This is a genomic window from Janthinobacterium sp. BJB304, assembly GCF_002735765.1.
GTDB lineage: Bacteria > Pseudomonadota > Gammaproteobacteria > Burkholderiales > Burkholderiaceae_D > Janthinobacterium.
The window spans coordinates 138,038-159,255 of sequence record NZ_PDZN01000013.1 but is presented as its reverse complement, the minus strand read 5'-3'; the positions used below and the strand labels follow the sequence as shown (position 1 = coordinate 159,255).

The 21,218-nt window shown below is 64.7% G+C and carries 17 protein-coding genes; 15 read left to right on the top strand and 2 right to left on the bottom strand.

The window, feature by feature from the left end; genetic code table 11:
• The first annotated feature begins 60 nt into the window (after window positions 1–60).
• From CSQ95_RS16850 to CSQ95_RS16840, 3 genes are read left to right on the top strand one after another with little or no spacing between them, the layout of a single operon-like run.
• A complete protein-coding gene (locus CSQ95_RS16850; protein WP_099410323.1) occupies window positions 61–1,545 on the top strand; it encodes an NCS1 family nucleobase:cation symporter-1 in 1,485 nt (494 codons plus the stop codon).
• 17 nt (window positions 1,546–1,562) lie between these two features.
• Window positions 1,563–2,954, top strand: coding sequence for a dihydropyrimidinase (gene hydA, locus CSQ95_RS16845; RefSeq protein WP_099410322.1), 1,392 nt, complete (start codon window positions 1,563–1,565; stop codon window positions 2,952–2,954).
• A 10-nt stretch (window positions 2,955–2,964) separates the two neighbouring features.
• Window positions 2,965–4,200, top strand: coding sequence for a Zn-dependent hydrolase (locus CSQ95_RS16840; protein ID WP_099410321.1), 1,236 nt, complete (start codon window positions 2,965–2,967; stop codon window positions 4,198–4,200).
• A gap of 9 nt (window positions 4,201–4,209) precedes the next feature.
• On the opposite strand, the gene CSQ95_RS16835 is transcribed toward CSQ95_RS16840, so the two are convergent.
• Together CSQ95_RS16835 and CSQ95_RS16830 are read right to left on the bottom strand one after the other, a co-directional pair.
• A complete protein-coding gene (locus CSQ95_RS16835; protein WP_099410320.1) occupies window positions 4,210–5,970 on the bottom strand; it encodes an allantoate amidohydrolase in 1,761 nt (586 codons plus the stop codon).
• Window positions 5,971–6,043: 73 nt separating this feature from the next.
• Window positions 6,044–6,982: a LysR family transcriptional regulator gene (locus CSQ95_RS16830; protein WP_034754583.1), complete on the bottom strand. Its 939-nt coding sequence runs from the start codon at window positions 6,980–6,982 to the stop codon at window positions 6,044–6,046.
• Window positions 6,983–7,113: 131 nt separating this feature from the next.
• Between CSQ95_RS16830 and CSQ95_RS16825 the strand changes: the two genes are divergently transcribed.
• From CSQ95_RS16825 to CSQ95_RS16770, 12 genes are all read left to right on the top strand, one after another.
• Window positions 7,114–8,346, top strand: coding sequence for a urate hydroxylase PuuD (locus tag CSQ95_RS16825; protein ID WP_099410319.1), 1,233 nt, complete (start codon window positions 7,114–7,116; stop codon window positions 8,344–8,346).
• Window positions 8,343–9,578, top strand: coding sequence for a M20/M25/M40 family metallo-hydrolase (locus tag CSQ95_RS16820; protein WP_099410318.1), 1,236 nt, complete (start codon window positions 8,343–8,345; stop codon window positions 9,576–9,578). The genes CSQ95_RS16825 and CSQ95_RS16820 overlap by 4 nt, the downstream gene beginning before the upstream one ends.
• A gap of 56 nt (window positions 9,579–9,634) precedes the next feature.
• Window positions 9,635–10,552 (top strand): LysR family transcriptional regulator, encoded by a 918-nt coding sequence (locus CSQ95_RS16815; RefSeq protein ID WP_099410317.1) that lies wholly within the window; start codon window positions 9,635–9,637, stop codon window positions 10,550–10,552.
• A gap of 215 nt (window positions 10,553–10,767) precedes the next feature.
• A complete protein-coding gene (locus CSQ95_RS16810) occupies window positions 10,768–11,439 on the top strand; it encodes a DUF4286 family protein (RefSeq protein ID WP_099410316.1) in 672 nt (223 codons plus the stop codon).
• A 108-nt stretch (window positions 11,440–11,547) separates the two neighbouring features.
• Window positions 11,548–12,876: an MFS transporter gene (locus tag CSQ95_RS16805; RefSeq protein ID WP_099410315.1), complete on the top strand. Its 1,329-nt coding sequence runs from the start codon at window positions 11,548–11,550 to the stop codon at window positions 12,874–12,876.
• Window positions 12,877–12,885: 9 nt separating this feature from the next.
• A complete protein-coding gene (locus tag CSQ95_RS16800; protein WP_099410314.1) occupies window positions 12,886–13,563 on the top strand; it encodes a DUF2848 domain-containing protein in 678 nt (225 codons plus the stop codon).
• 4 nt (window positions 13,564–13,567) lie between these two features.
• The gene (locus CSQ95_RS16795; RefSeq protein WP_099410313.1) at window positions 13,568–14,926 is read left to right on the top strand and encodes an amidase; all 1,359 of its coding nucleotides are present in this window, start codon (window positions 13,568–13,570) and stop codon (window positions 14,924–14,926) included.
• Between the two features lie 128 nt (window positions 14,927–15,054).
• Window positions 15,055–16,347 carry a paraquat-inducible protein A gene (locus CSQ95_RS16790; RefSeq protein ID WP_373632210.1) on the top strand — a complete coding sequence of 431 codons (1,293 nt, stop codon included), beginning with the start codon at window positions 15,055–15,057 and terminating at the stop codon, window positions 16,345–16,347.
• Complete coding sequence (locus tag CSQ95_RS16785) at window positions 16,340–17,971, top strand: intermembrane transport protein PqiB (RefSeq protein WP_099410311.1); 1,632 nt, start codon at window positions 16,340–16,342, stop codon at window positions 17,969–17,971. The genes CSQ95_RS16790 and CSQ95_RS16785 overlap by 8 nt, the downstream gene beginning before the upstream one ends.
• On the top strand, window positions 17,968–18,564 hold the full coding sequence (locus CSQ95_RS16780) for a membrane integrity-associated transporter subunit PqiC (protein ID WP_257218085.1): 597 nt from the start codon (window positions 17,968–17,970) through the stop codon (window positions 18,562–18,564). Before CSQ95_RS16785 ends, CSQ95_RS16780 begins: the two co-directional genes overlap by 4 nt.
• 47 nt (window positions 18,565–18,611) lie before the next feature.
• Window positions 18,612–19,019 (top strand): DUF2946 domain-containing protein, encoded by a 408-nt coding sequence (locus tag CSQ95_RS16775; protein WP_257218084.1) that lies wholly within the window; start codon window positions 18,612–18,614, stop codon window positions 19,017–19,019.
• Between the two features lie 77 nt (window positions 19,020–19,096).
• Entirely contained in the window at window positions 19,097–21,211 is a 2,115-nt protein-coding gene (locus tag CSQ95_RS16770) for a TonB-dependent receptor domain-containing protein (RefSeq protein WP_257218083.1), read from the top strand.
• The last annotated feature ends 7 nt before the right edge of the window (window positions 21,212–21,218 follow it).

Here is a 21,218-nt window from a genome sequence, read left to right as displayed (position 1 = left end):
AGTAAGCTAGGCCGCAGCCGTTTTTAAAACGCCCAACCTCCCAACCGATGGAGCATACCTGTGAACCACGACTATTCAGGCAACACGCAACTCTGGAATGAAGACCTGGCGCCCACCACGGCGGCGCAGCGCACCTGGCGCTGGTATCACTTTGCCGCGCTGTGGGTGGGCATGGTGATGTGCATTCCCGCCTACACGCTGTCGGCCAGCCTGATCGACAGCGGCATGTCCGGTTACCAGGCCGTGCTCACGGTATTTCTCGCCAACGCCATCGTGCTCCTGCCGATGCTGCTGATCGGCCATGCGGGCACCAAATACGGCATCCCGTATGCCGTGCTGGCGCGAGCCTCGTTCGGCACCATGGGCGCGCGCCTGCCGGCATTGATGCGCGCCATCGTCGCCTGCGGCTGGTACGGCATCCAGACCTGGTTCGGCGGGCAGATGATCTACACGCTGATGGGCGTGCTGATCGGGCATGAGCTGGGCGGCGAAAAGATCGCGGGCCTGGGCATCAACGGCAGCCAGCTGTTGTGCTTCCTGGCCTTCTGGGCCATCCAGTTCTATTACATCCTGCATGGCATGGAATCGATCCGCAAGCTCGAAACCTACACGGCACCTTTGAAAATCCTGATCTGCTTCGTGCTGCTGTACTGGGTGCACAGCAAGGCCGGCGGCGTGGCCAGCCTGCTGGACCAGCCATCGCAATTCATCCCCGGCGGTAAAAAGGCGGGCCAGTTCTGGAGCGTCTTCTGGCCGTCGCTCACCGCCATGGTGGGTTTCTGGGCCACGCTGGCATTGAACATTCCCGACTTTACGCGCTTTGCCAAGACGCAGCGCGACCAGATCGTGGGCCAGTCGGTCGGCTTGCCCGTGCCCATGGGTTTGCTGGCCATGCTGGCCGTGATCGTCACTGCCGGTTCGGTCGTCATGTACGGCAAGGCCATCTGGGACCCCGTCGACCTGGCCAGCCGCATGACGGGTGCCGCTGTGCTGATCGCCCTGATCATCCTCCTGATCGACACGGTCAGTGTCAACCTGGCGGCCAACCTGGTGGGGCCGGCCTATGACTTTTCCTCGCTGGCGCCCAAGCAGATATCGTACAAGATGGGCGGCTACATCACGGCCTTCATCGCCATCGTCATGATGCCGTGGAAGGTGCTCGAGTCGACTCAAGGCTATATCTTCACGTGGCTGATCGGCTACTCGGCCCTGCTGGGCCCCATCGCCGGCATCCTCATCGTCGACTATTACTTTGTGCGCAAGACGCAGCTCGACGTCAGGCAGTTGTACCGCGACGACGGCGTCTACTCGTATGGCAATGGCTGGAACATGGCGGCGCTGATCGCCTTTGTCATCGCCGTGCTGCCGAATATCCCGGGCTTTCTGAATGCGGCCTTTCCCACGGCGTTTCCCGGCGTGGGCGAAGGCTTCAAAACCATCTATACCTACGCCTGGTTCGTGGGCGTGGCCATCGCCGCCGTCGTCTACGGCGTCATGATGAAGGGCAAGGTGGCGGCGCACGTGCAGCAGGCGCCGCAGTCGTAATCACTCAAGGAGAGAAGATGGCTACACTGATACGTGGCGGTAACGTCGTCAACGCCGACCGCGCGTTTCGCGCCGATGTGCTGATCGAGGGCGACGTGATCGCCGCCGTCGGCGAGAACCTGCCCGTGCCGGCTGGCGCCGCCGTGATCGACGCGGGCGGCCTGTACGTGATGCCGGGCGGGATAGATACGCACACGCACATGAACCTCCCTTTCATGGGCACCGTGACGGCCGACGATTTTTTCACGGGCACGGCGGCGGGACTGGCGGGCGGCACCACCACCATTATGGACTTCGTCATCCCCGCGCCGAAGCAGTCGCTGATCGAGGCCTATCACCAGTGGCGCGAGTGGTCGGCCAAGGCGGCTGGCGACTACACCTTCCACGTGGCGATCACCTGGTGGAGCGAACAGGTACATGAAGAGATGGGCACCCTCGTGCGCGAGCATGGCGTGAACAGCTTCAAGCATTTCATGGCCTATAAAAACGCCATCATGGCCGACGATGAAACCTTGGTGAAAAGCTTTACCCGCTCGCTGGAACTGGGTGCGCTGCCCACCGTGCATGCGGAAAACGGCGAGCTGGTTTTCCAGTTGCAGCAAGCCTTGCTGAAGAAGGGGATTACCGGGCCGCAGGCGCACCCGCTGTCGCGCCCTCCCGCCGTGGAGGCGGAGGCGGCCAACCGCGCCATCGCGATCGCCAACGTCTTGAACACCCCCGTGTACATCGTGCACGTCTCGTGCGCGGAGTCGCTCGACGCCATCACGCGCGCGCGCGCCAACGGCCAGCGCGTGTATGGCGAAGCGCTGGCGGGCCACCTGGTGATCGACGACAGCGTCTACCAGAGCGACGATTTCGACTACGTGGCGGGCCACGTCATGAGCCCGCCGTTCCGCGGCAAGCACCATCAATCGGCACTGTGGCACGGCCTGCAAAGCGGCAACCTGCACACGACGGCCACCGACCACTGCACCTTCTGCGCCGAGCAGAAGGCGGCTGGCAAACAGGACTTCACGCGCATCCCGAACGGCTGCGGCGGCGTCGAGGAACGCATGGCCGTGGTGTGGGATGCTGGCGTCAATTCGGGCATGCTCACTCCCTCCGAATTCGTCAAGGTGTCGTCCACCAATGCGGCGCAGATCTTCAATATATATCCACGCAAGGGCGTCATCGCCGCAGGCAGCGATGCCGATATCGTGCTGTGGGATCCGCAAGGCACGCGCACCATTTCCGCCGCCACCCAGTTCGCCAAGGGAGGCTTCAATGTCTTCGAAGGGCGCACCGTGCGCGGCATCCCCAGCACCACGATTGCCGCCGGCAAGGTGGTGTTCCACAAGGGCGAACTGATGGCCGTCGAAGGGGCCGGGCGCTATATCGAGCGTCCCGCGTTTGCCGCCACGACCGCATAAGGAGTTGACGATGGATAGATTGCGTATCAATGGTGAGCGCCTGTGGGCGGCCCTGATGGAACTGGCGCGTATCGGCGCGACAGCGAAGGGCGGCGTCAAGCGCCTGGCCCTGACGGACCTCGACAAGGAAGGCCGCGACCTGGTGGTAGGCTGGGGCCGCGAGGCGGGCATGAGCATCACGATCGATCAGATCGGCAATGTCTTCATGCGCCGCGACGGCATGGACAATACCTTGCCGCCCGTGATGACGGGCAGCCATATCGACACGCAACCCACGGGCGGCAAGTTCGATGGCAATTACGGCGTGCTGGCGGGCCTGGAAGTGGTGCGCACCCTGAACGATCTGAAGATCAAGACGCGATCGCCTATCGAAGTGGCCTTCTGGACCAACGAGGAAGGCTCGCGCTTCGTGCCCGTGATGATGGGCTCGGGCGTATTTTGCGGCGCCTTCTCGCTGGAAACCGCGTATGCGGCCAAGGATACGGAAGGCAAGACCGTGGGTGAGGAGCTGGCGCGCATCGGATATAAAGGTGAGCAGGTGCCGGGCGACCATCCGATCGGTGCCTATTTTGAAACGCATATCGAACAGGGCCCCGTGCTGGAAGACGCGGACAAGGTTATCGGCGTCGTGCCGGCCGTGATGGGTCTGTCCTGGTATGACTGCGTGGTGACGGGCATGGAAGCGCATGCGGGCCCCACGCCCATGGGCTTGCGCAAGGATGCGCTGCAGGTAGCCACCACCATCATGCAGGAAGTGGTGGCGATTGCCAACCGCTACCCGCCGTACGGGCGCGGCACGGTGGGCATGGTGCAGGTATTCCCGAACAGCCGCAACGTGATCCCTGGCGAAGTCAAATTCAGCATCGACCTGCGCAACGTGAACGACGAACTGCTCAACACCATGCATGGCGAGATCACGGCCTTCATCGACGCCACGCGCGAAAAAACAGGCTTGGGCATTTCACTGGAAAGGGTGTCCTACTATCCGCCATGTCCGTTCCACCCCGACTGCGTGGGCGCCGTGCGCAACGCCACGGCCAAACTCGGCTACTCCGTGATGGACGTGGTGTCCGGTGCCGGCCACGACGCCATCTACGCGGCCCGGCTGGCCCCGGCCGGCATGATCTTCGTGCCGTGCAAGGACGGCATCAGCCACAATGAAATCGAGGACGCCAAGCCCGAGCACCTGGAAGCGGGCTGCAACGTGCTGCTGCACGCGATGCTGGAGCGGGCCGTGGCCGTGTAGCCACGACCGCTATCCCTGCTGCTTGGGCTGGAAGTTGCGCAAAAACGCCAGCAGCGCGCGCGCCGCGATGTCGGCGTCGTCGGCCGTCATGGTTTCCAGCGGGTTGTGGCTGATGCCGCCATTGCCGCAGCGGGTAAACAGCATGGCCACGTCGGTGATGGCGGCCATGGCCATGGCGTCGTGGCCGGCGCCCGACAGCAGCGCATACGGTGCGATGCCGACGGATTCCACGGCCTGCGCCAGCTGTGCCATCAGCCACGGCGCGCACGGCGCCGCGCGCGCCGACAGCAGCAGTTCCAGCTGGTAGTCGATCTGGCGCCGCGCGCAGATGGCGGCGATGCCATCCAGAATATCGTCGACGGCAGCCTGGCGCACGGCATCAACGGCCGCGCGGATATCGAGCGACAGGGTGCAGGCGCCGGCGATCACGTTGACGGAGCCGTTGGGCACCTGCAGCTGGCCCACGGTGCCCACCAGCGCTTCGCCCTGGCTGCAGCGCCGTTCCACCAGCAGGATGATTTCCGCAGCCGCGCTGGCCGCATCCTTGCGCATGGTCATGGGCGTAGTGCCCGCATGGCTGGCCACGCCCCCAAGACTGACCAGGTAGCGCGAGCTGCCTGCGATCGCCGTGACGATGCCCAGCGGCAGGTCGCGCTCGAGCAGCACGGGACCCTGCTCGATGTGCACTTCCACATAGCCGAGCAAGTTGGCCGGGTCGCGCGCGATGGCGCCGATGGCGCTCGCCTCGTGGCCGGCGGCGGCCAGTGCGTCGCGCATGCTCACGCCATCCGCATCCAGCTGCTCCAGCAGCGACACGTCGAACTTGCCCGTCACGGCCGTGCTGCCCAAAAACGTGCTCTTGAAGCGCACGCCTTCCTCTTCGGCGAAACCGACGACCTCGAAATGAAACGGCAGTTTTTCGCCCCGTTCGTGCAGGTGGCGCACGACGGCGATCGGCAGCACGATGCCCAGCCGGCCATCGTACTTGCCGCCGTTGCGCACGGTGTCGTAGTGCGATCCCGTCATCAGGGTCTTCGCGCCCGGTGCGTCGGACAGATAGCGGCCGACGACATTGCCGACGGCGTCGATGTGCACCTGCATGCCCGCGTCCCGCATCCAGTCGGCCAGCTGCGCGGCCGTTTTGCGGTGCGCCGGCGTCAGGTAAGCGCAGGTCAGGTTGTAATCGCTGTCGCTCCAGCCGGCCAGCGTTTCCGCCTGCTGCATGATGGCGGGGCCGAAGTCCAGGCGCACGTCGAGCAGGTCGTTCAGGCGCAGTTCGGCAATGCGCTTGATCTGCCGCAGCGATTCGGCCAGTTCATCGGCGCGCCGGTTTTTCAGGCGCCGCGCAAACGTGGCGATGATGTCCTGGCGCGTCAGGCCCTCGCCCGTCGGACCCTTGACGGCCAGGATGAAGGGAAAGCCGAACTTGGCGTTGTATTCGCTGTTGAGGCGCTGCAGGGTGGCGAATTCGTCGGCGCTGCACAGGTTCAGGCCCGACTTGGCCTGTTCGCGCGTCGATTCCGCCGTCAGCTGCCCGGCGATGGCGGCCTTGCCGGCCAGTTCCGGGTGGGCGCGTATCAGTCCCAGCTGCTCTTCGGGCGAGGCTTGCGCCAGCACGCGCTGCAGCTCCGTCTTGAGGGCCGTCAGGCTGGCAAACGGCCGGGCGGCGGCCGCGCGCTGGGCGATCCAGGGCGAGTGTTCGTAGATGCCATGCAGGTGCGCGATAAAATCGGCCTGGCTGCCGGCGTTCAGGTCTGAAAGGGTGGTCATGGTTTTCCGATCATGCAAGCGGTGATGATAGCGCCCCGTTCCTGACTCCATTATATGCGCGCGTTGATAGCGGCTATCGCTGCACCAGCGCCTTGGCGGCCGCGCTGACCTGGTCGCGCAGCCATTTGTGTTCGGGCGCCTGGTGCACGCGCTGGTGCCACAGCTGGTAAAAGCGCATCGGCGGGAATTTCAAGGGCACGGTGTACGTTTTCAGCGGCAGGGTCTTTTCATAGAAGCGCATGAATTGCCGGCCCGTGGTGAGCACCAGGTCCGTCTGCGTCAGCATGTAGGGGATCAGGCCGAAATACGCCGACTCCACCACCACGTTGCGCTGCAGGTTTTGCCGTTCGAGGAAGGAATCGATCACGCCGTGGTAGCCGGGCATCATCTGCGACGGCGCCACGTGGGGCAGGCTCAGGTAGTCGTCGAGGGTCATCGCGTCGCTGGCCGTGCGCCGCGCATAAGCGTTTTCCGCATGCATGGCGCAGATGATGGGGTCCTCGAACAGCTTCGAGATGTGCAGGTGCGCGGGCGGCTCGTCCCAGTTGGCGATGACCAGGTCCAGGCCACCATCGGACAGCTGGCGGATATGGTCGATGCCCGGCCCCAGGCTGTGCAGCACGACGCGGCTTTTCGGCGAGCCGCGGCGCAGCAGGGCCACCACGTTGGGCAGGAACTGGCTGTCCAGGTAGTCGGGCGCGGCGATATGGAAGGTGCGCGCCTCTTCCTGCGCCACGAACGGCGTCTTCTTGACGAACAGGCTTTCCGTCTGGTCGAGGATGCGCTTGGCCGGATTGAGCAGGCTTTCGCCATGCTGGGTCGGCACCATGCCGCGCGCGCCGCGCACCAGCAGCGGGTCGCCCGTGAGTTCGCGCAGCTTGCGCAGGGAGGCGGAAATCGAAGGCTGCGGCTGATTGAGCTTGAGCGCCACGCGCGAGACATTCTTTTCCACCAGCAGCAGGTAGAGGATGCGGATCAGGTGCAGGTCGAGGTGTTGCGGCAGGCTGGACATGTGGCGGCGGCTCTGTTGTATATCGATTTGAATATGTCAAATATACGATATTTTTCATGTGATGGGCGGTAAATCCGTTTATCTTGTGTAGATTGGCACGAATATTGGTTCAGTCTGACTAGAGGAAATTTATGGAAGTATTTGCCTACCTGATCTCGTACGGCCTTGAGTGGCTGAATCTGATCGTCCGCTGGCTGCACGTCATCACGGGCATCGCCTGGATCGGTGCTTCCTTTTATTTCGTCTGGCTCGACAATTCAATACGTCCGCCCGCGCCCGGCTCCGAGCTGGCGAAGAAGGGCGTGTCGGGAGAATTGTGGGCCGTGCATGGCGGCGGCTTTTATAACCCGCAAAAATACCTGGTGGCGCCCGCCGAACTGCCGAAGGAGCTGCACTGGTTCAAGTGGGAAGCGTATTCCACCTGGCTGTCCGGTTTCGCGCTGCTCACCATCGCGTATTACTTCAATGCTCAGGCCATGATGATCGACAAGGCCGTGGCGGACATCTCCAGCGGCCAGGCCGTCGGCATCGGTATCGCCACCCTGGTCATCGGCTGGACCGTGTACGACCTGCTGTGCCGCTCGAAGCTGGCGCAATATGAACTGTGGTTCGGCGTGACGGTGTTCGCGCTGATCGTCGGCGCCGCCTATGTGCTCACGCATTTGCTCAGCGGGCGCGCCGCCTACATCCACGTGGGCGCCATGATCGGCACCATCATGGTGGCCAATGTGCTGATGCTGATCATTCCCGGCCAGCGCAAGATGGTCGAGGCCATGGCTGCCGGCAAGCTGCCCGATCCCAAACATGGCATGAAGGCCAAGCAGCGCAGCGTGCATAACAATTATTTTACGTTACCCGTGCTGTTCATCATGATCAGCAACCACTACGCGATGACTTACCGCAACGATCACGCGTGGCTGGTGCTGGCGCTGATCATGGCGGCCGGCGTCTTCATCCGCCACTTCTTCAACCTGCGCCACAAGGGCCGCGTCGAGTGGCGTTATCCTGCCCTCGGCGTGGCCCTGCTGGTGGCCGTGGCCGTGGCCATCGCGCCGAAAGCGCCCGTGGCCTTGGCGGCCGCACCGGCGGTGGACCCGGCGGCGCAGTTCAAGAGCGTGCACGCCATCATCGCCCAGCGCTGCGCCACCTGCCATTCGGCCCAGCCCACGCAGCCGGGCTTCGCCACGGCGCCGGCCGGCATGATGCTGGATAATGAGACGCAAATCCGCCAGCACGCGGCGCAAATCTACAAGCAGGCCATCGAGCTGAAGGCCATGCCAATCGGGAACCTGACCAATATGACGGAGGCCGAGCGCAGCGAGCTTGGCGCCTGGCTGCAACAGACCATGCAAGGAACAAAATGACTACGCACGCAGAAAAAATCACGGCCTGGATCGACGAACACTTCGACGAGGAGGTCGCATTTTTACAGAAGGTGGTGCAGCAGCCGACGGATACGCCGCCCGGTAATAACGCGCCCCATGCGGATCTGGTGGCGCAACTGCTGCAGGCGTATGGCTGGAACGCGGAAAAGCACGCTGTGCCGGCGGACCAGGTCGAGGCGTATGGCATGCAGAGCATCACCAACCTGATCGTGCGCCGTCCGTATGCGGCAGGCGGGCCGACGGTGGCCCTGAATGCGCATGGCGACGTGGTGCCGCCCGGCGACAACTGGACGTATCCGCCGTACGGCGGGCAGATCGACGGCGGCTATATCTACGGCCGCGCGACGGCCGTGTCGAAAGGCGATTTCGCCACCTATGTGTTTGCCGCGCGCGCGCTCGAAGCGCTGGGCATTCCGCTCAAAGGCCAGCTGGAACTGCATTTCACGTATGACGAGGAATTCGGCGGCTTGCTGGGGCCGGGCTGGCTGCTGGAACAGCAGCTGACGAAGCCCGATTTCGTCATCGCCGCCGGTTTCAGCTACGGCATCGTCACGGCGCACAACGCCTGCCTGCAGTTGGAAATCACCGTGCACGGCAAGTCGGGCCACGGCTCCATGCCGGAAACGGGCCACGATGCGCTGCAGGCGGCCAACAAGATCCTCAACGCCATTTACGGCCAGCTGCCGGAACTGAAAAAGATCAAATCGAAAGTGGCCGGCATCGACTCGCCCACCATGCTGGTGGGCCGCATTGACGGCGGCACGAATACCAATGTGGTGCCGGGCAAGGTCGTCATGAAGATGGACCGCCGCATGATTCCCGAAGAAGACCCGGTGGCGGTGGAGGCGCAGGTGCGCGCGCTGATCGAGGACGCCGTGCGCGACGAGCCGGGCATCCGTATCGAGATCCGCCGCCTGCTGCTGTCGCACGCGCTGCGGCCCTTGCCCGGTTCCGAACAGCTGGTCGGCAGCCTGCAGAAAAACGCGCAAGCGATTCTGGGCGAGACCATTCCCGCCGTCGGCACGCCGCTGTATGCGGATGCGCGCCTGTATGGCGAGCGGGGCGTTCCTGCCGTGCTGTATGGCGCCGGCCCGCGCACGGTGCCCGAGTCGAACGCGAAGAAGGCCGACGAGCGTCTGGCGCTCGACGATTTGCGCAAGGCTAGCAAGATCGTCGCCTTGACCTTGCTCGACTTCCTGGGCGAGAAATAGACCGGGCGCTTTGGCTTACAATGGGGCGGACACTCAACCTGTGAAGAAGAGCCCCATTGAATACCCGTTTTCTCGAAGCGTTTGTCTGGGCTGCGCGGCTGGGCAGCTTTCGCACGGCGGCCGACAAGCTGCACATCACGCAGGCGGCCATCTCGAACCGCATCGCCTCGCTGGAGCAGGACTTCGGCACGCGTCTGTTCGACCGCGACGCGCGTGAAATCCGCCTGACTTTTGCCGGGCGCAATCTGCTCGTGTACGCCGAGCGCATGCTGGAACTGTGCCGCGACATGTATGCGGCCAATTCCTCGCCTGCGCAGATCACGGGTGAAGTGCGCATCGGCGTCATCGAAACCATTGTGCATACCTGGTTGATCCCGTTCCTGCAGCGCGTGCAGGAGCGCTATCCGGGTATCGAGATTCAGCTGACGTCGGAATCGACGCGCCGCCTGCACGAACAGCTGCAGCAGGGCGAGCTCGATATCGCGCTACAGACGGACATGCTGACGGGCGACCATATCCGCAGCACGGGCAGCGGCGCCATCGCCATGGGCTGGGCCGGCAGGGCCGCCGACTGGCCCGATACGGGCGTGCCGTTCACGGTGGCGCAACTGGCGCAGCATCCGATCATCACCATGAACCGCGGCTCGCAGCCGCATTCAGCATTGAAAGCGCTGTGCCAGGACGAGGGCGTGCAGCTGGGGCGCGTCCATTGCGTCAGCTCGATCTCCGCCATCGTGCGCCTGGTCAAAGCGGGCTTCGGCATCGCCGTGCTGCCGCTGGCGCCCCTGCGCGAGGAAATCGAGCAGGGCCACATCGCCCTGATTCCCTGCACCAGTAGCCTGGCGCCGCAGCGCATCGTCATCAGTTACAGCGAAGACATCACGACGGAAGCGATTCAACTGGTCGCCATGCTGGCGTGCGAGGAGGCGGCCAGGTTCACGCTGGCGCTGGGCGAGGAATATGGTGCCGGGTGATGTCGGCTTACGCTGACGCTAAGCCGGCCTACGATGCCGTGGTCGGGGTGAACCGTGTAGGTCGGATGAGCGCCCAAGCGCGTAATCCGACAACATTGTTGACCTCACCCACAAGAAAAACTTATCAGTCGCGTTCAGAATAACCCGTTTGCCAAGTGATGGCGTGCCACCTATTCTGGGTTGGCATACCACCCATAACGCAGAACGGAACCATCATGACGACGTCCCCCACCTTGCCAGGCATCCTGTTTGTCTGGACCAGCGCCGACCCGGAGCACGAACGCGATTTCAACCGCTGGTACGATCGCGAACACGTGGAAGAGCGCGTGCGCATTCCCGGCTTCGTCAGCGGCACGCGCTACCAGAGCGTGCGCGGTCCGCGCAAATACCTGGGCCTGTACCGCACCGTGTCGCTGGGCGCCTTCCAGACGCCCGACTACTTCAAGGCCTTCGGCCAGCAGACGCCATGGTCGCTGACGAACTTGCAGCGCATGGTCGACCCGATGCGCCGTGTATGTGCCATCGAGGCGGAAACGGGCATGGGCACGGGCGCCTGGCTGGCCGTGCTGCGTCTGGGCGCGCCAGCCATCGGCCAGGACGCGCAAGCCGTGGCCGGCTTGGCCACGCTGGGAACGACGCTGCTGCAGATCGACGGCGTCATTTCCACGCGCTTGCTCACGCCCGACGCCAATCTGTCCGGCCCCCTGCCGGAGGAACGGACGGAGGGCCGCGTGCTCGATCCGATCTTCCTGATCGACGCATCGTCCGAAAGTGCCGCCGTGGCGGCCGCCGATGCCGCCAGCGCGGCGCTGGGACTCGATGCGGAACAGGCTGCCATCCTGCAACTGTCCTGGCAATTGCGCGAGGTGGACCTGCGCGCTGTCTGACACGGCCGCGCGCATCTTGCCGGCACCGATAACACGAGACACGGGCCACGGCGCAGGGCAAAGCATCCTGCGCCGGGCCTGCAATAAAACTGACGAGAGAGGTAGGCTATGACCACATATACGAACGCCGCGCATCCGGCAGCCCAGGCACCGGGCGAGAAGGCCACGACGGCCAAGACGGGCCGCCTGGCCACGGCCAGCATGGTCGGCACGACCCTGGAATGGTATGACTTCACCGTCTACAACACCATGGCCGCGCTGATTTTCAACCACCTGTTCTTCCCTTCCTTCGATCCGCTGACGGGCACCATCCTGGCCTTTTCCACATATGCGGTCGGCTATATTTCGCGCCCCATCGGCGGCGTGATCTTCGGCCATTTGGGCGACAAGCTGGGACGGCGCTGGGTGCTCGTGGTAACCCTGATGCTGATGGGCGTGACGACGGGCCTGATGGGCCTCTTGCCCACGTACGCGACGGCCGGCATCTGGAGTCCCGTCCTGCTGGTGGCGCTGCGCTTCGTGCAGGGCATCGCGCTCGGTGGCGAATGGGCCGGCGCCGTGCTGATCTCCGTCGAACACGGGGCGCCGGACAAGCGGGGCCGCAACGCTTCATGGACGCAGGTGGGACCATCGTTCGGCACCTTGCTGGCGACGGGCTGCATCGGCCTGATCACCTATCTGCTGCCGCATGAAGCGTTCATGGACTGGGGCTGGCGCATGCCGTTCATCGCCAGCCTGCTGCTGGTGGCCTTCGGCATGTGGATACGCAGCGGCATCGAGGAAACCCCGCTGTTCAAGGAACTCGACCAGCAGGATGCCAAGGCGGAAGCGCCGGTCGGCGACGTGCTGCGCGTGTACTGGCGCCGTCTGCTGATCGCCGGCGGCGTGCGCATCGGCTCGGACGTGCTGTATGCGCTCGTGGTGGTGTTCACCTTGACGTATGTGACGACGGTGCTGCATCTGTCGTCGACCCTGGCGCTCACCGCCATCATGATCGGTACGGCCTGCAATGCGCTGTCGGTGCCGCTGTTTGGCGCGCTGTCGGACAAGATCGGCCGCCGTCCCGTGTATGCGCTGGGCGCCGTGCTGGGCCTCGTGTGGGCGTTTGCCTTCTTCACCTTGTTAGACACGGCCAGTCCGGCCGCCATCGTCACGGCCGTCGTCGTGGGCCTGGTGATCCACGCCATCATGTACGGCCCGCAAGCGGCCTTCGTCATCGAGCAGTTCCCCACCAAGGTGCGCTATGCGGGTTCCTCGCTGGCCTATACCCTGGCCGGCGTCATCGGCGGCGGCTTCGCACCGCTCGTCATCGCCAGCCTGTACCGTTCGTACAACAGCACCGTGGCCGTCTCGCTGTACGTGGCGGCGGCCTTGCTGATCACCGGCGCCGCCGTTTTTGCGGCGCGCGAAACGGGCCGCGGCCCATTGGAAGAATAAGGGAAAATCATGACGACATTGCATTTTCAACTGGCCGGCCACGGCCCCGTCACCTTCGACATCGATCACTTGATCATCGCCGGCTGGACGGGCCGCGACATGGCGATGGTGGAACACCATATCGCCGAACTGGAAGCCATCGGCGTGGCGCGCCCGAAAAGCGTGCCCACGTTTTACAGGGTCTCGGCGGCATTGCTATCGAGCGACGCCGCCATCGAAGTGCCGGGCGGCGATTCGTCCGGCGAAGCGGAATTCGTGCTGTTTTCCACGGAATACGGCCTGCTGGTGGGCATCGGCTCCGATCATACGGACCGCAAGGTGGAAAGCTATGGCGTGACGGTATCGAAGCAGATGTGCGGCAAGCCCGTGGGCGACACTCTGTGGCGCTATGCCGACGTAGCCGGCCACTGGGACCAGCTGCAGATGCGCTCCTGGCGCGAGCGTGCCGGCGTGCCGGCCCTGTACCAGGATGGCCCCGTGACGCGCATGCTGTCGCCGGAAGACCTGATTCAGCGCTACACGGGGCAGGCCAGCCTGCCCGTGGGCAGCGCCATGTTCTGCGGCACGCAACCGATCATCGGCGAGATGGGCCATGGCGACGCGTTTGAGCTGGAGCTGTATGATCCAGCCTTGCAGCGCCGCCTGCAGCACCGCTATGCCGTGCAAACCCTGCCCGTGGAAGGATAAGAGAATGACCGAACTGACCAAGACCATCCGCGAACTGGCGGCCGACCTGGCCGCCGGCCGCATCACCAGCGTGGCACTGACCGAGCGGATGCTGGCGCGCGCCGAGGCGCACCGGGCGCAGGGCGGCCATGCCTATGTCAGCCTTGATGGCGAACAGGCCTTGGCCGAGGCCCGTGCCAGCGATGCGGCGCGCGCCGCCGGCATCATTGCCTCGCCGCTGGCCGGCGTGCCCATTTCGATCAAGGACCTGTTCGACGTCAGGGGGCAAACCAGCAGCGCCGCCTCGCTGGCGCTGGCCGATGCACCGCCCGCCGTGGCCGATGCGGGCGCCGTGGCGCGCCTGCGCGCGGCCGGCGCCGTTCTGCTTGGGCGCACCAACATGAGCGAATTCGCGTTTTCCGGCCTGGGCTTGAATCCCCATTACGGCACGCCGCGCAATCCGCTGGACGGCGAAAGAGTGGCGGGCGGCTCCACCTCGGGCGGCGCCGTGACGGTGGCGCTGGACATGGCGGCCGGCGCGCTGGGCACGGACACGGGCGGCTCGATCCGCATTCCCTCCGCCTTTTGCGGCCTGACGGGCTTCAAGCCGACGGCCGCTTCGGTGCCGCTGGCCGGCACGGTGCCCTTGTCGCGCTCCCTCGATTCGGCCGGCCCGATCGCCCACAGCGTCGACTGCTGCGCCATTTTGTATGCGGCGCTGTCGGGCCATGACATCGGTGCGCAGGCATCGGCATTGAAAGGCTTGCGCTTCGGCTTTACCCTGGACTACGTCGGTACGCACGTGGAGCCGCAGGTGCAGCAGGCTTTCGATGCGGCGCTGGACAAGCTGCGGCAAGCGGGCGCCCTGGTGGAGCAGTTCGATTTCCCTGAATTGCTGGAACTGCCGGGTATCAATGGCGGCGGCGGGCTGGTGGCGGCGGAAGCCTGGCACTGGCACAGGGAGCTGCTGGAAGAGAAGGGCGCGCAGTACGACCAGCGCGTGGCGGCGCGCATCCGCCGCGGCCAGCAGCAGGGTGCAGCGGACTACATCGATTTGCTCGATGCGCGTGCGCGCCTGATCGCCATCGCGAAGCAGCGCCTGGCGCCATACGACGCCTGGCTGATGCCCAGCGTAGCCATCGTCGCGCCGCAGGTCGCGCCATTGGAATCGGATGACGCCACCTTCTTTGCCACGAACGGCCTGGTGCTGCGCAACGCCAGCGTCATCAACTTCCTCGACGGCTGCGCGCTGTCCTTGCCGTGCCATGCGGAAGGCGAGCTGCCCGTGGGGCTGGGCATTTGCGGCCTGGCCGGCGCCGACGATACGGTGCTGCAAATCGGCCGCGCCGTGGAGGCGTTGTTGCGGGGGAGTGGAAAAGAATAGTGCCGTAGTGCAGGAAAATGCCAATTCTGTCATGATGGCTGGCATTGACATGGGATAGTCGCGCTGCGGGCGCCGGCAAACTTCACACTGTGCACCGATACGACCTGATTAGCTGTCATGACTGCGGCGTGCTGTACCGCAAACGTCCGCTGCGCCCCCGCGAAAAGGCGCGCTGCATCCGTTGCCGCTCGGTACTGTACCGCGGCGCTCACGCGCGGGGCGCCTCGGCCGAATTGAGCAAGGTGGTGGCGCTCACCCTGGGCGCCGCCTTTGTCTTCCTGATCGCCCAGTTTTTCCCCATCGTCGAACTCGACGTCAATGGCCTCACCTCGAGCGCCACCTTGCTCGGCTCCATCCGCGTGCTGTGGTACGAGCAGATGCACATCGTGGCGACGATGGTCTTCCTGTTTACCATCCTCTTTCCCGCCATCGAACTCAGTTCCCTGCTGTATGTGGCGCTAGGCTTGCGCGGCGGCGTCAAGGTGCCGGGCTTTAACCGCGTGCTGCGCGCCGTGCAGACGGCGCGCGAATGGGGCATGACGGAGGTGCTGATGATCGGCATCCTGATCACCGTTGTCAAGATGACCAGCCTGGCCACGGTGCTGCCGCAACCGGGCTTGTTCGCGTTTGGCGCGCTCACCGTGCTGCTGGCCATCGTCGTCTCGTTCGACCCCAAGGCCCTGTGGAATCTGGGCGACGACCTGACCCGGCAAGCGCTGCCCGGCATCCGCTACAAGGCTTTCGCGCCCGGTGAAAAGGTGGTGCCCTGCCATGCCTGCGGCCTGGTGGCGCCGCCTGCGGGCAAGGGCAGGCACCTGGCGTGCGTGCGCTGCGGCACGGCCCTGCACGTGCGCAAGCCGGACAGCATCAACCGCACCTGGGCCTTGCTGATCGCCGCCATGATCCTCTACATTCCCGCCAACCTGCTGCCCGTGATGGTGACGCAATCGCTGTTCGGCGCGCAGGACGACACCATCATGAGCGGCGTCGTGCTGTTCTGGACCAGCGGCTCAAAGGGCCTGGCCATCATCATCTTTATCGCCAGCGTAGTCGTGCCCATGCTCAAGCTGGGCGTGCTGGCGCTGCTGGCGTTCACGGCGCAGCGGCGTTCGCGCTGGCGGCCGCGCCAGCGCACCATCTTGTACCGCATGGTCGAATTCATCGGCCGCTGGTCCATGCTCGACATCTTTGTCGTCACCCTGACGGTGGCGCTGGTGCGCTTCAAGTCGCTGGCCGTGATCACGGCGGGACCGGGCGCGCTGGCCTTTGGCGCCGTGGTGGTGCTGACCATGCTGGCGGCGATGCAGTTCGACCCGCGCCTGATCTGGGACCCCGTCGACGGGCAGGTGCCTGGCGAGGAAGAACCCGTGGTGGTGGCAAATACCGGAAACAATACAGTGATTGGAGAACAGCATGTCTGACAAAGAAGCGGGCGGCCTTGCCGAAACGGGTGGCCATCCATTGCCGGAACCCGATGTGGAACAGGGCAGCCGCTGGCTGCCGTCGCTGGTATGGCTCATTCCGCTGCTGGCAGCGCTGATCGGCGCCGGCCTGGCCGCCAAGTCCATCCTCGACCAGGGACCCACGGTGACGGTCAGCTTCAAGAGCGCCGAAGGCCTGGAGCCGGGCAAGACCAAGGTCAAGTACAAGGATGTCGACATCGGCCAGGTGCGCGCCATCACTCTGGGCGACGACTTGAGCAAGGTACTCGTGACGATCGACATGAGCAAGGAGGCGCGCCGCTTCGCCACCGCCGATTCGCGCTTCTGGGTGGTGCGCCCGCAGATCGGCGCCAGCGGCGTGACGGGCCTGGGCACCTTGCTGTCGGGCGCCTACATCGGCGTCGACACGGGCAAGTCGGAGCAGAAGAAGGAGAGCTTCATCGGCATGGAGAGTCCGCCCGCCGTGGCAGGGGACCAGAAGGGCAAGCTGTACACCCTGCATGCGGACAGCCTCGGCTCCGTCGACGTGGGCTCGCCCCTGTTCTTCCACCGCCTGAGGGTGGGCAAGGTGGTCAGCTTCGCGCTGGACAAGGATGGCAACGGCATCACCATGTCGGTCTTCGTGAATGCGCCGTACGACCAGTTCGTCGGCAAGGATGCGCGCTGGTGGCATGCCAGCGGCGTTGACGTGCGCCTCGATTCCAACGGCTTCAAATTGAATACGCAATCGCTGGCGGCCATGCTGGTGGGCGGCATCGCCTTCGAGGCGGAAAACGGCCGCAAGCCCGTCGAACCGGCGCCGGCCGGCACCAATTACCGCCTGGCGGCCGACGAGGCGAGCGCCATGCGCGAGCCCGATGGCGAGGCGATCACTACCGTGTTCTATTTCGACCAATCGCTGCGCGGCTTGCAGCCCGGCGCCACGGTCGATTTCCGCGGCATCGTGCTGGGCGAGGTGCGTTCGGTCGGCATCGAGTTCGACCCCGTGAAGAAGAACTTCCGCATGCCCGTCACCGTCAACCTGTACCCGGCCCGCCTGGGCATGCGCTTCAAGGCCGCCGTCGACGATGAGGAAGGCTCGGCCGGCCACCAGCTGCTCGAACGCATGGTCAGCCGCGGCTTGCGCGCGCAGCTACGCACGGGCAACCTGCTGACCAGCCAGTTGTATATCGCGCTGGACTTCTTCCCGAAAGCGCCGAAGGTGGCGCTCGATCCGAACAGGTATCCGCTGGAGGTGCCGACCGTGCCGAATACCCTCGATGAATTGCAGACGCAGATCGCCAGCATCGCCCGCAAGCTCGACCAGGTACCGTATGCGGAGATCGGCAATAACCTGAACGCCACGATCAGGCAGGCCAATGTGCTGTTCAAGCAGCTCGATGGCCAGGTGGTGCCGGAAATGCGCGATACCCTGACGGCGGCGAAGCAGACGTTCGGCACGGCCGAACAGGTGCTGCAAAAGGATTCGCCGCTGCAGTCGGACGTGCGCCAGGCCTTGCAGCAGCTGACGCAAACCCTGCAATCGCTGAACGCGCTGTCCGATTACCTGGAACGCCACCCCGAGTCCCTGATCCGCGGTAAAAAAGGAGATGAAAAAAAATGATGAAGCCGATGTTTTCCGCGCTGCTGGCGGCCAGCCTGCTGGGTGCCTGCTCCACGCCCCAGCCCGAGCATTTCTATACGCTGAGCGGCGGCGCCGACGCGCAGCCGGCCAAGCCCGTCAAATACTATGTCGAGGTGCTGGCCGTCAGCGTGCCGCAGCAGGTGAGCCGCAACCAGTTTGTCGTGACGGCGCCGTCGGGCCGCATCGAATTGCTGGAGCAGCAGCGCTGGGCGGGGCCGCTGGCCGGCGAGATCGGCCAGGCCCTGTCCACGGCCGTGACGAACGACCTGGGCGCCATCGATGTGTTCCGCACGCCATACCCGGACAAGCTGCCCGTGTACCGCATCAGCACCAATGTGCAGCGTTTCGAGTCCGTGATGGGCCAGTATGCGCTGATCGATGCCGTGTGGAGCGTGCGCCAGCTGGCCAGCAGCAAGGTGGTCACTTGCCGCACAATCGCCAATGAAAAGGTGGGCGCGGGCTATGATGAACTGGTGCTCGGTCACCGCCGCGCCGTGAACCGCATCGCCGCCGATGCGGCCAGCGTCGTGCGTGCTTTTGACAACGGCAGCGCCGCCTGCCCGGCCGCCTGAGCCGCTTTCCGCTACCCAGTCCCGGCGGCCGCTGGTAAAATGCGGCCATGGGAATGACCTTGTTCACGCGCCGCTTTGCCGCCTGGATCGCCTGTTTCGCGATCCTGCTGGCGGCGCTCGCGCCATCGATTTCCCAGGCCGTCGCCAACGCCAAGCAGGAATCCGGCTCCGGCTGGGCGGAAATCTGCTCGGTGGCCGGCATCCGTTTTGTGCAGCTTGATCAGGCCGATGACGGCGCCGCCGATGGCAAGTCCGGCGGCAAGGCCATGCAGATGGAGCATTGTGCCTTCTGTTCCACGCATGCGGGTTCCGTCGGCTTGCCGCCGGCCAGTCCCGTGCTGCCGCTGCTTGTGGCCAGCGGCGCGGCCATCTTCCCGGCCCTGTACTACCAGTCCCCGTCTCCGCTGTTCATCTGGTCCACCGCGCAGTCGCGCGCGCCGCCCGGTCTCATTTAAGTTTTTGCATTTTCAATGCTGGCGCTGTCCACCTTGCGGTGTGACGCCCCGCATCCGCACACTTAAACGAGAATCACATGAACAAGAAATTATTGATGCTGGCGGCAGCCATCGCCCTGGCCTATCCCTGCGCGCAGGCGCAGCAACTTGACCACGCCATCGACACGGTCGTCGTTTCCGGCTCGCGCGCGCAATCGTGGCTGTCCGAGACGCCGCAGGCGATCGGCGTCGTCAACGCCAAAACCCTGGAGCGCGACAAGCCCAGGACCATGGGCGATATCCTCAACCGCATCGCCGGCGTGTACTGGAATGACCTGGGCAACGAGCAGCACAGCATGAGCATCCGCCAGCCCATCGGCACGAATGCCGTCTACCAGTACCTGGAAGACGGCATACCCATCCGCCCGCTGGGCGTCTTCAACCACAACTCGCTCAACGAGATGAACATGGCGGGCGCCAGCGGCGTGGAAGTGGTGAAGGGCGCCGCCTCGTCGCTGTACGGCAGCAATGCCGTGGGCGGCGCCGTGAATTTCCTCACGGCCGGCGCCAGCGCGACGCCGACGGCAAGCGCGGGCGTGCGGCGCGACAACGTAGGCGGCTTCACCCGCTACGACACGGCCGCCAGCGATACCTGGGGGCCGCTGGGACTGCGCTTTTCCCATTACAGTTCGCGCCGTTCGCGCGACAACTGGCAAGAGTACAGCTATGGCGACAAGGATTCGTTCTCGCTGCGCGCCGACTATGTGCTCGGCCCCGCGTCGCAGCTGCGCGCCACCCTCGTGCACACGGATCTCGATGCGGCCATGACGGGCAGCCTGTTCGAGAACGATTACCGCAGCAATCCCGGCAAGAGCCTGAATACGTTTACCTACCGCAAGGACAAGACGACGCGCATGAACCTGGCATGGGAGGGCGCGACGACAGCCAATGGCACGAGCACCGTCACCGTGTTTACACGCAAGAACGACCACGGGCAGCTTCCCGCGTATTCCATCGGCAGCTGCGCGGGCATGCTGTGCAAGGGCGTCATCAACAACAACCATGTCGATTCGCTGGGGCTGGACGTGAAACACCAGCAGGAATTCGCGTGGCTGCGTTCGCGCCTGGTCGCCGGCGTTTACGTGGACAAGAGCGACAATCCCTTTGTCAGCGATAACCTGTCCATCGTGCGCGATGCGGCCACGGGCCGCTACTTGCGCTACTCCCTGGCCAATGCCAGCAACCCGCAGGGCGTACGCGACTACCAGACGGACATCTTGAACACGGCCGTCTTCGCGCAGTGGGAATTTTCTCCGCTGGCGGGCACGCGCGTGGTGCTGGGCGGACGCTCGGACGCCATCCGCTACGACTATCATAACAATCTGGCGCCCGGCGGCAGCGTCAATTACGGCGCGCCCGACGAGTCGCGCAGCTTTTCGCACATGAGCCCGAAGCTGGGCGCCACCTACGCCATCGGCCATGCGGGCAGCGTATATGCGAACGTCAGCCAGGGCTTTACCCCGCCCGAGGTCAGCCAGCTGTATGGCAAGACGGGCATCGCCGACTTGCAGCCGTCCGTCTACAACAACTATGAACTGGGCTTGCGCTGGGCCTTTTTGCAAGGCCGCTTGAAACTCGACACGGCCCTGTACCGGCTCGACGGGCGCGATACCATCGTCAGCTACACGCTTTCGCCGGGCAACAGCGAAAACCGCAATGCGGGACGCACGCGCAGCGAAGGCCTGGAGCTGGGCCTGAACTACGACAGCGGCCCATTCGACGCGCGCTTCGCCACGGCCATCGCGCGCCACCGCTACCTGCGCTACCAGGTCTCCAGTACCCTCGATTACAGCGGCCGCACCATGCCGCAGGCGCCGCGCGACATCACCTCGTTCGAGATCGGCTACAAGCCCGTGACGGGCGCGCGTATCGCACTCGAAGCCGTGCATCAGGGCCGCTACTGGATGAACAACGCCAACACGGTGGAGTATGGCGGCCACGCCTTGCTGAACCTGCGTGCCAGCTATCGGCTCGCGCGGGGCCTGGAAGCGTGGGCACAGGTGCGCAATGTGGCCGATAAACGCTATGCCGATTCGGCCAGCAGCAGCTATGCGGGCACGGGCAGCTATGCGCCGAACAGCCAGAACCAGTACACGCCCGGTGCGCCGCGCAGCGTGATGCTGGGCCTGGCCTATACCTATGGCGGACTGTGAGGATGGC

Excerpts from the sequence above, each read along its gene's own strand:
- hydA (WP_099410322.1), top strand. The coding sequence starts at position 1,563 with ATGGCTACACTGATACGTGGCGGTAACGTCGTCAACGCCGACCGCGCG.
- CSQ95_RS16840 (WP_099410321.1), top strand. The coding sequence starts at position 2,965 with ATGGATAGATTGCGTATCAATGGTGAGCGCCTGTGGGCGGCCCTGATG.
- CSQ95_RS16835 (WP_099410320.1), bottom strand. The coding sequence starts at position 5,970 with ATGACCACCCTTTCAGACCTGAACGCCGGCAGCCAGGCCGATTTTATC.
- CSQ95_RS16830 (WP_034754583.1), bottom strand. The coding sequence starts at position 6,982 with ATGTCCAGCCTGCCGCAACACCTCGACCTGCACCTGATCCGCATCCTC.
- CSQ95_RS16825 (WP_099410319.1), top strand. The coding sequence starts at position 7,114 with ATGGAAGTATTTGCCTACCTGATCTCGTACGGCCTTGAGTGGCTGAAT.
- CSQ95_RS16820 (WP_099410318.1), top strand. The coding sequence starts at position 8,343 with ATGACTACGCACGCAGAAAAAATCACGGCCTGGATCGACGAACACTTC.
- CSQ95_RS16810 (WP_099410316.1), top strand. The coding sequence starts at position 10,768 with ATGACGACGTCCCCCACCTTGCCAGGCATCCTGTTTGTCTGGACCAGC.
- CSQ95_RS16805 (WP_099410315.1), top strand. The coding sequence starts at position 11,548 with ATGACCACATATACGAACGCCGCGCATCCGGCAGCCCAGGCACCGGGC.
- CSQ95_RS16800 (WP_099410314.1), top strand. The coding sequence starts at position 12,886 with ATGACGACATTGCATTTTCAACTGGCCGGCCACGGCCCCGTCACCTTC.
- CSQ95_RS16795 (WP_099410313.1), top strand. The coding sequence starts at position 13,568 with ATGACCGAACTGACCAAGACCATCCGCGAACTGGCGGCCGACCTGGCC.
- CSQ95_RS16785 (WP_099410311.1), top strand. The coding sequence starts at position 16,340 with ATGTCTGACAAAGAAGCGGGCGGCCTTGCCGAAACGGGTGGCCATCCA.
- CSQ95_RS16780 (WP_257218085.1), top strand. The coding sequence starts at position 17,968 with ATGATGAAGCCGATGTTTTCCGCGCTGCTGGCGGCCAGCCTGCTGGGT.
- CSQ95_RS16775 (WP_257218084.1), top strand. The coding sequence starts at position 18,612 with ATGGGAATGACCTTGTTCACGCGCCGCTTTGCCGCCTGGATCGCCTGT.
- CSQ95_RS16770 (WP_257218083.1), top strand. The coding sequence starts at position 19,097 with ATGAACAAGAAATTATTGATGCTGGCGGCAGCCATCGCCCTGGCCTAT.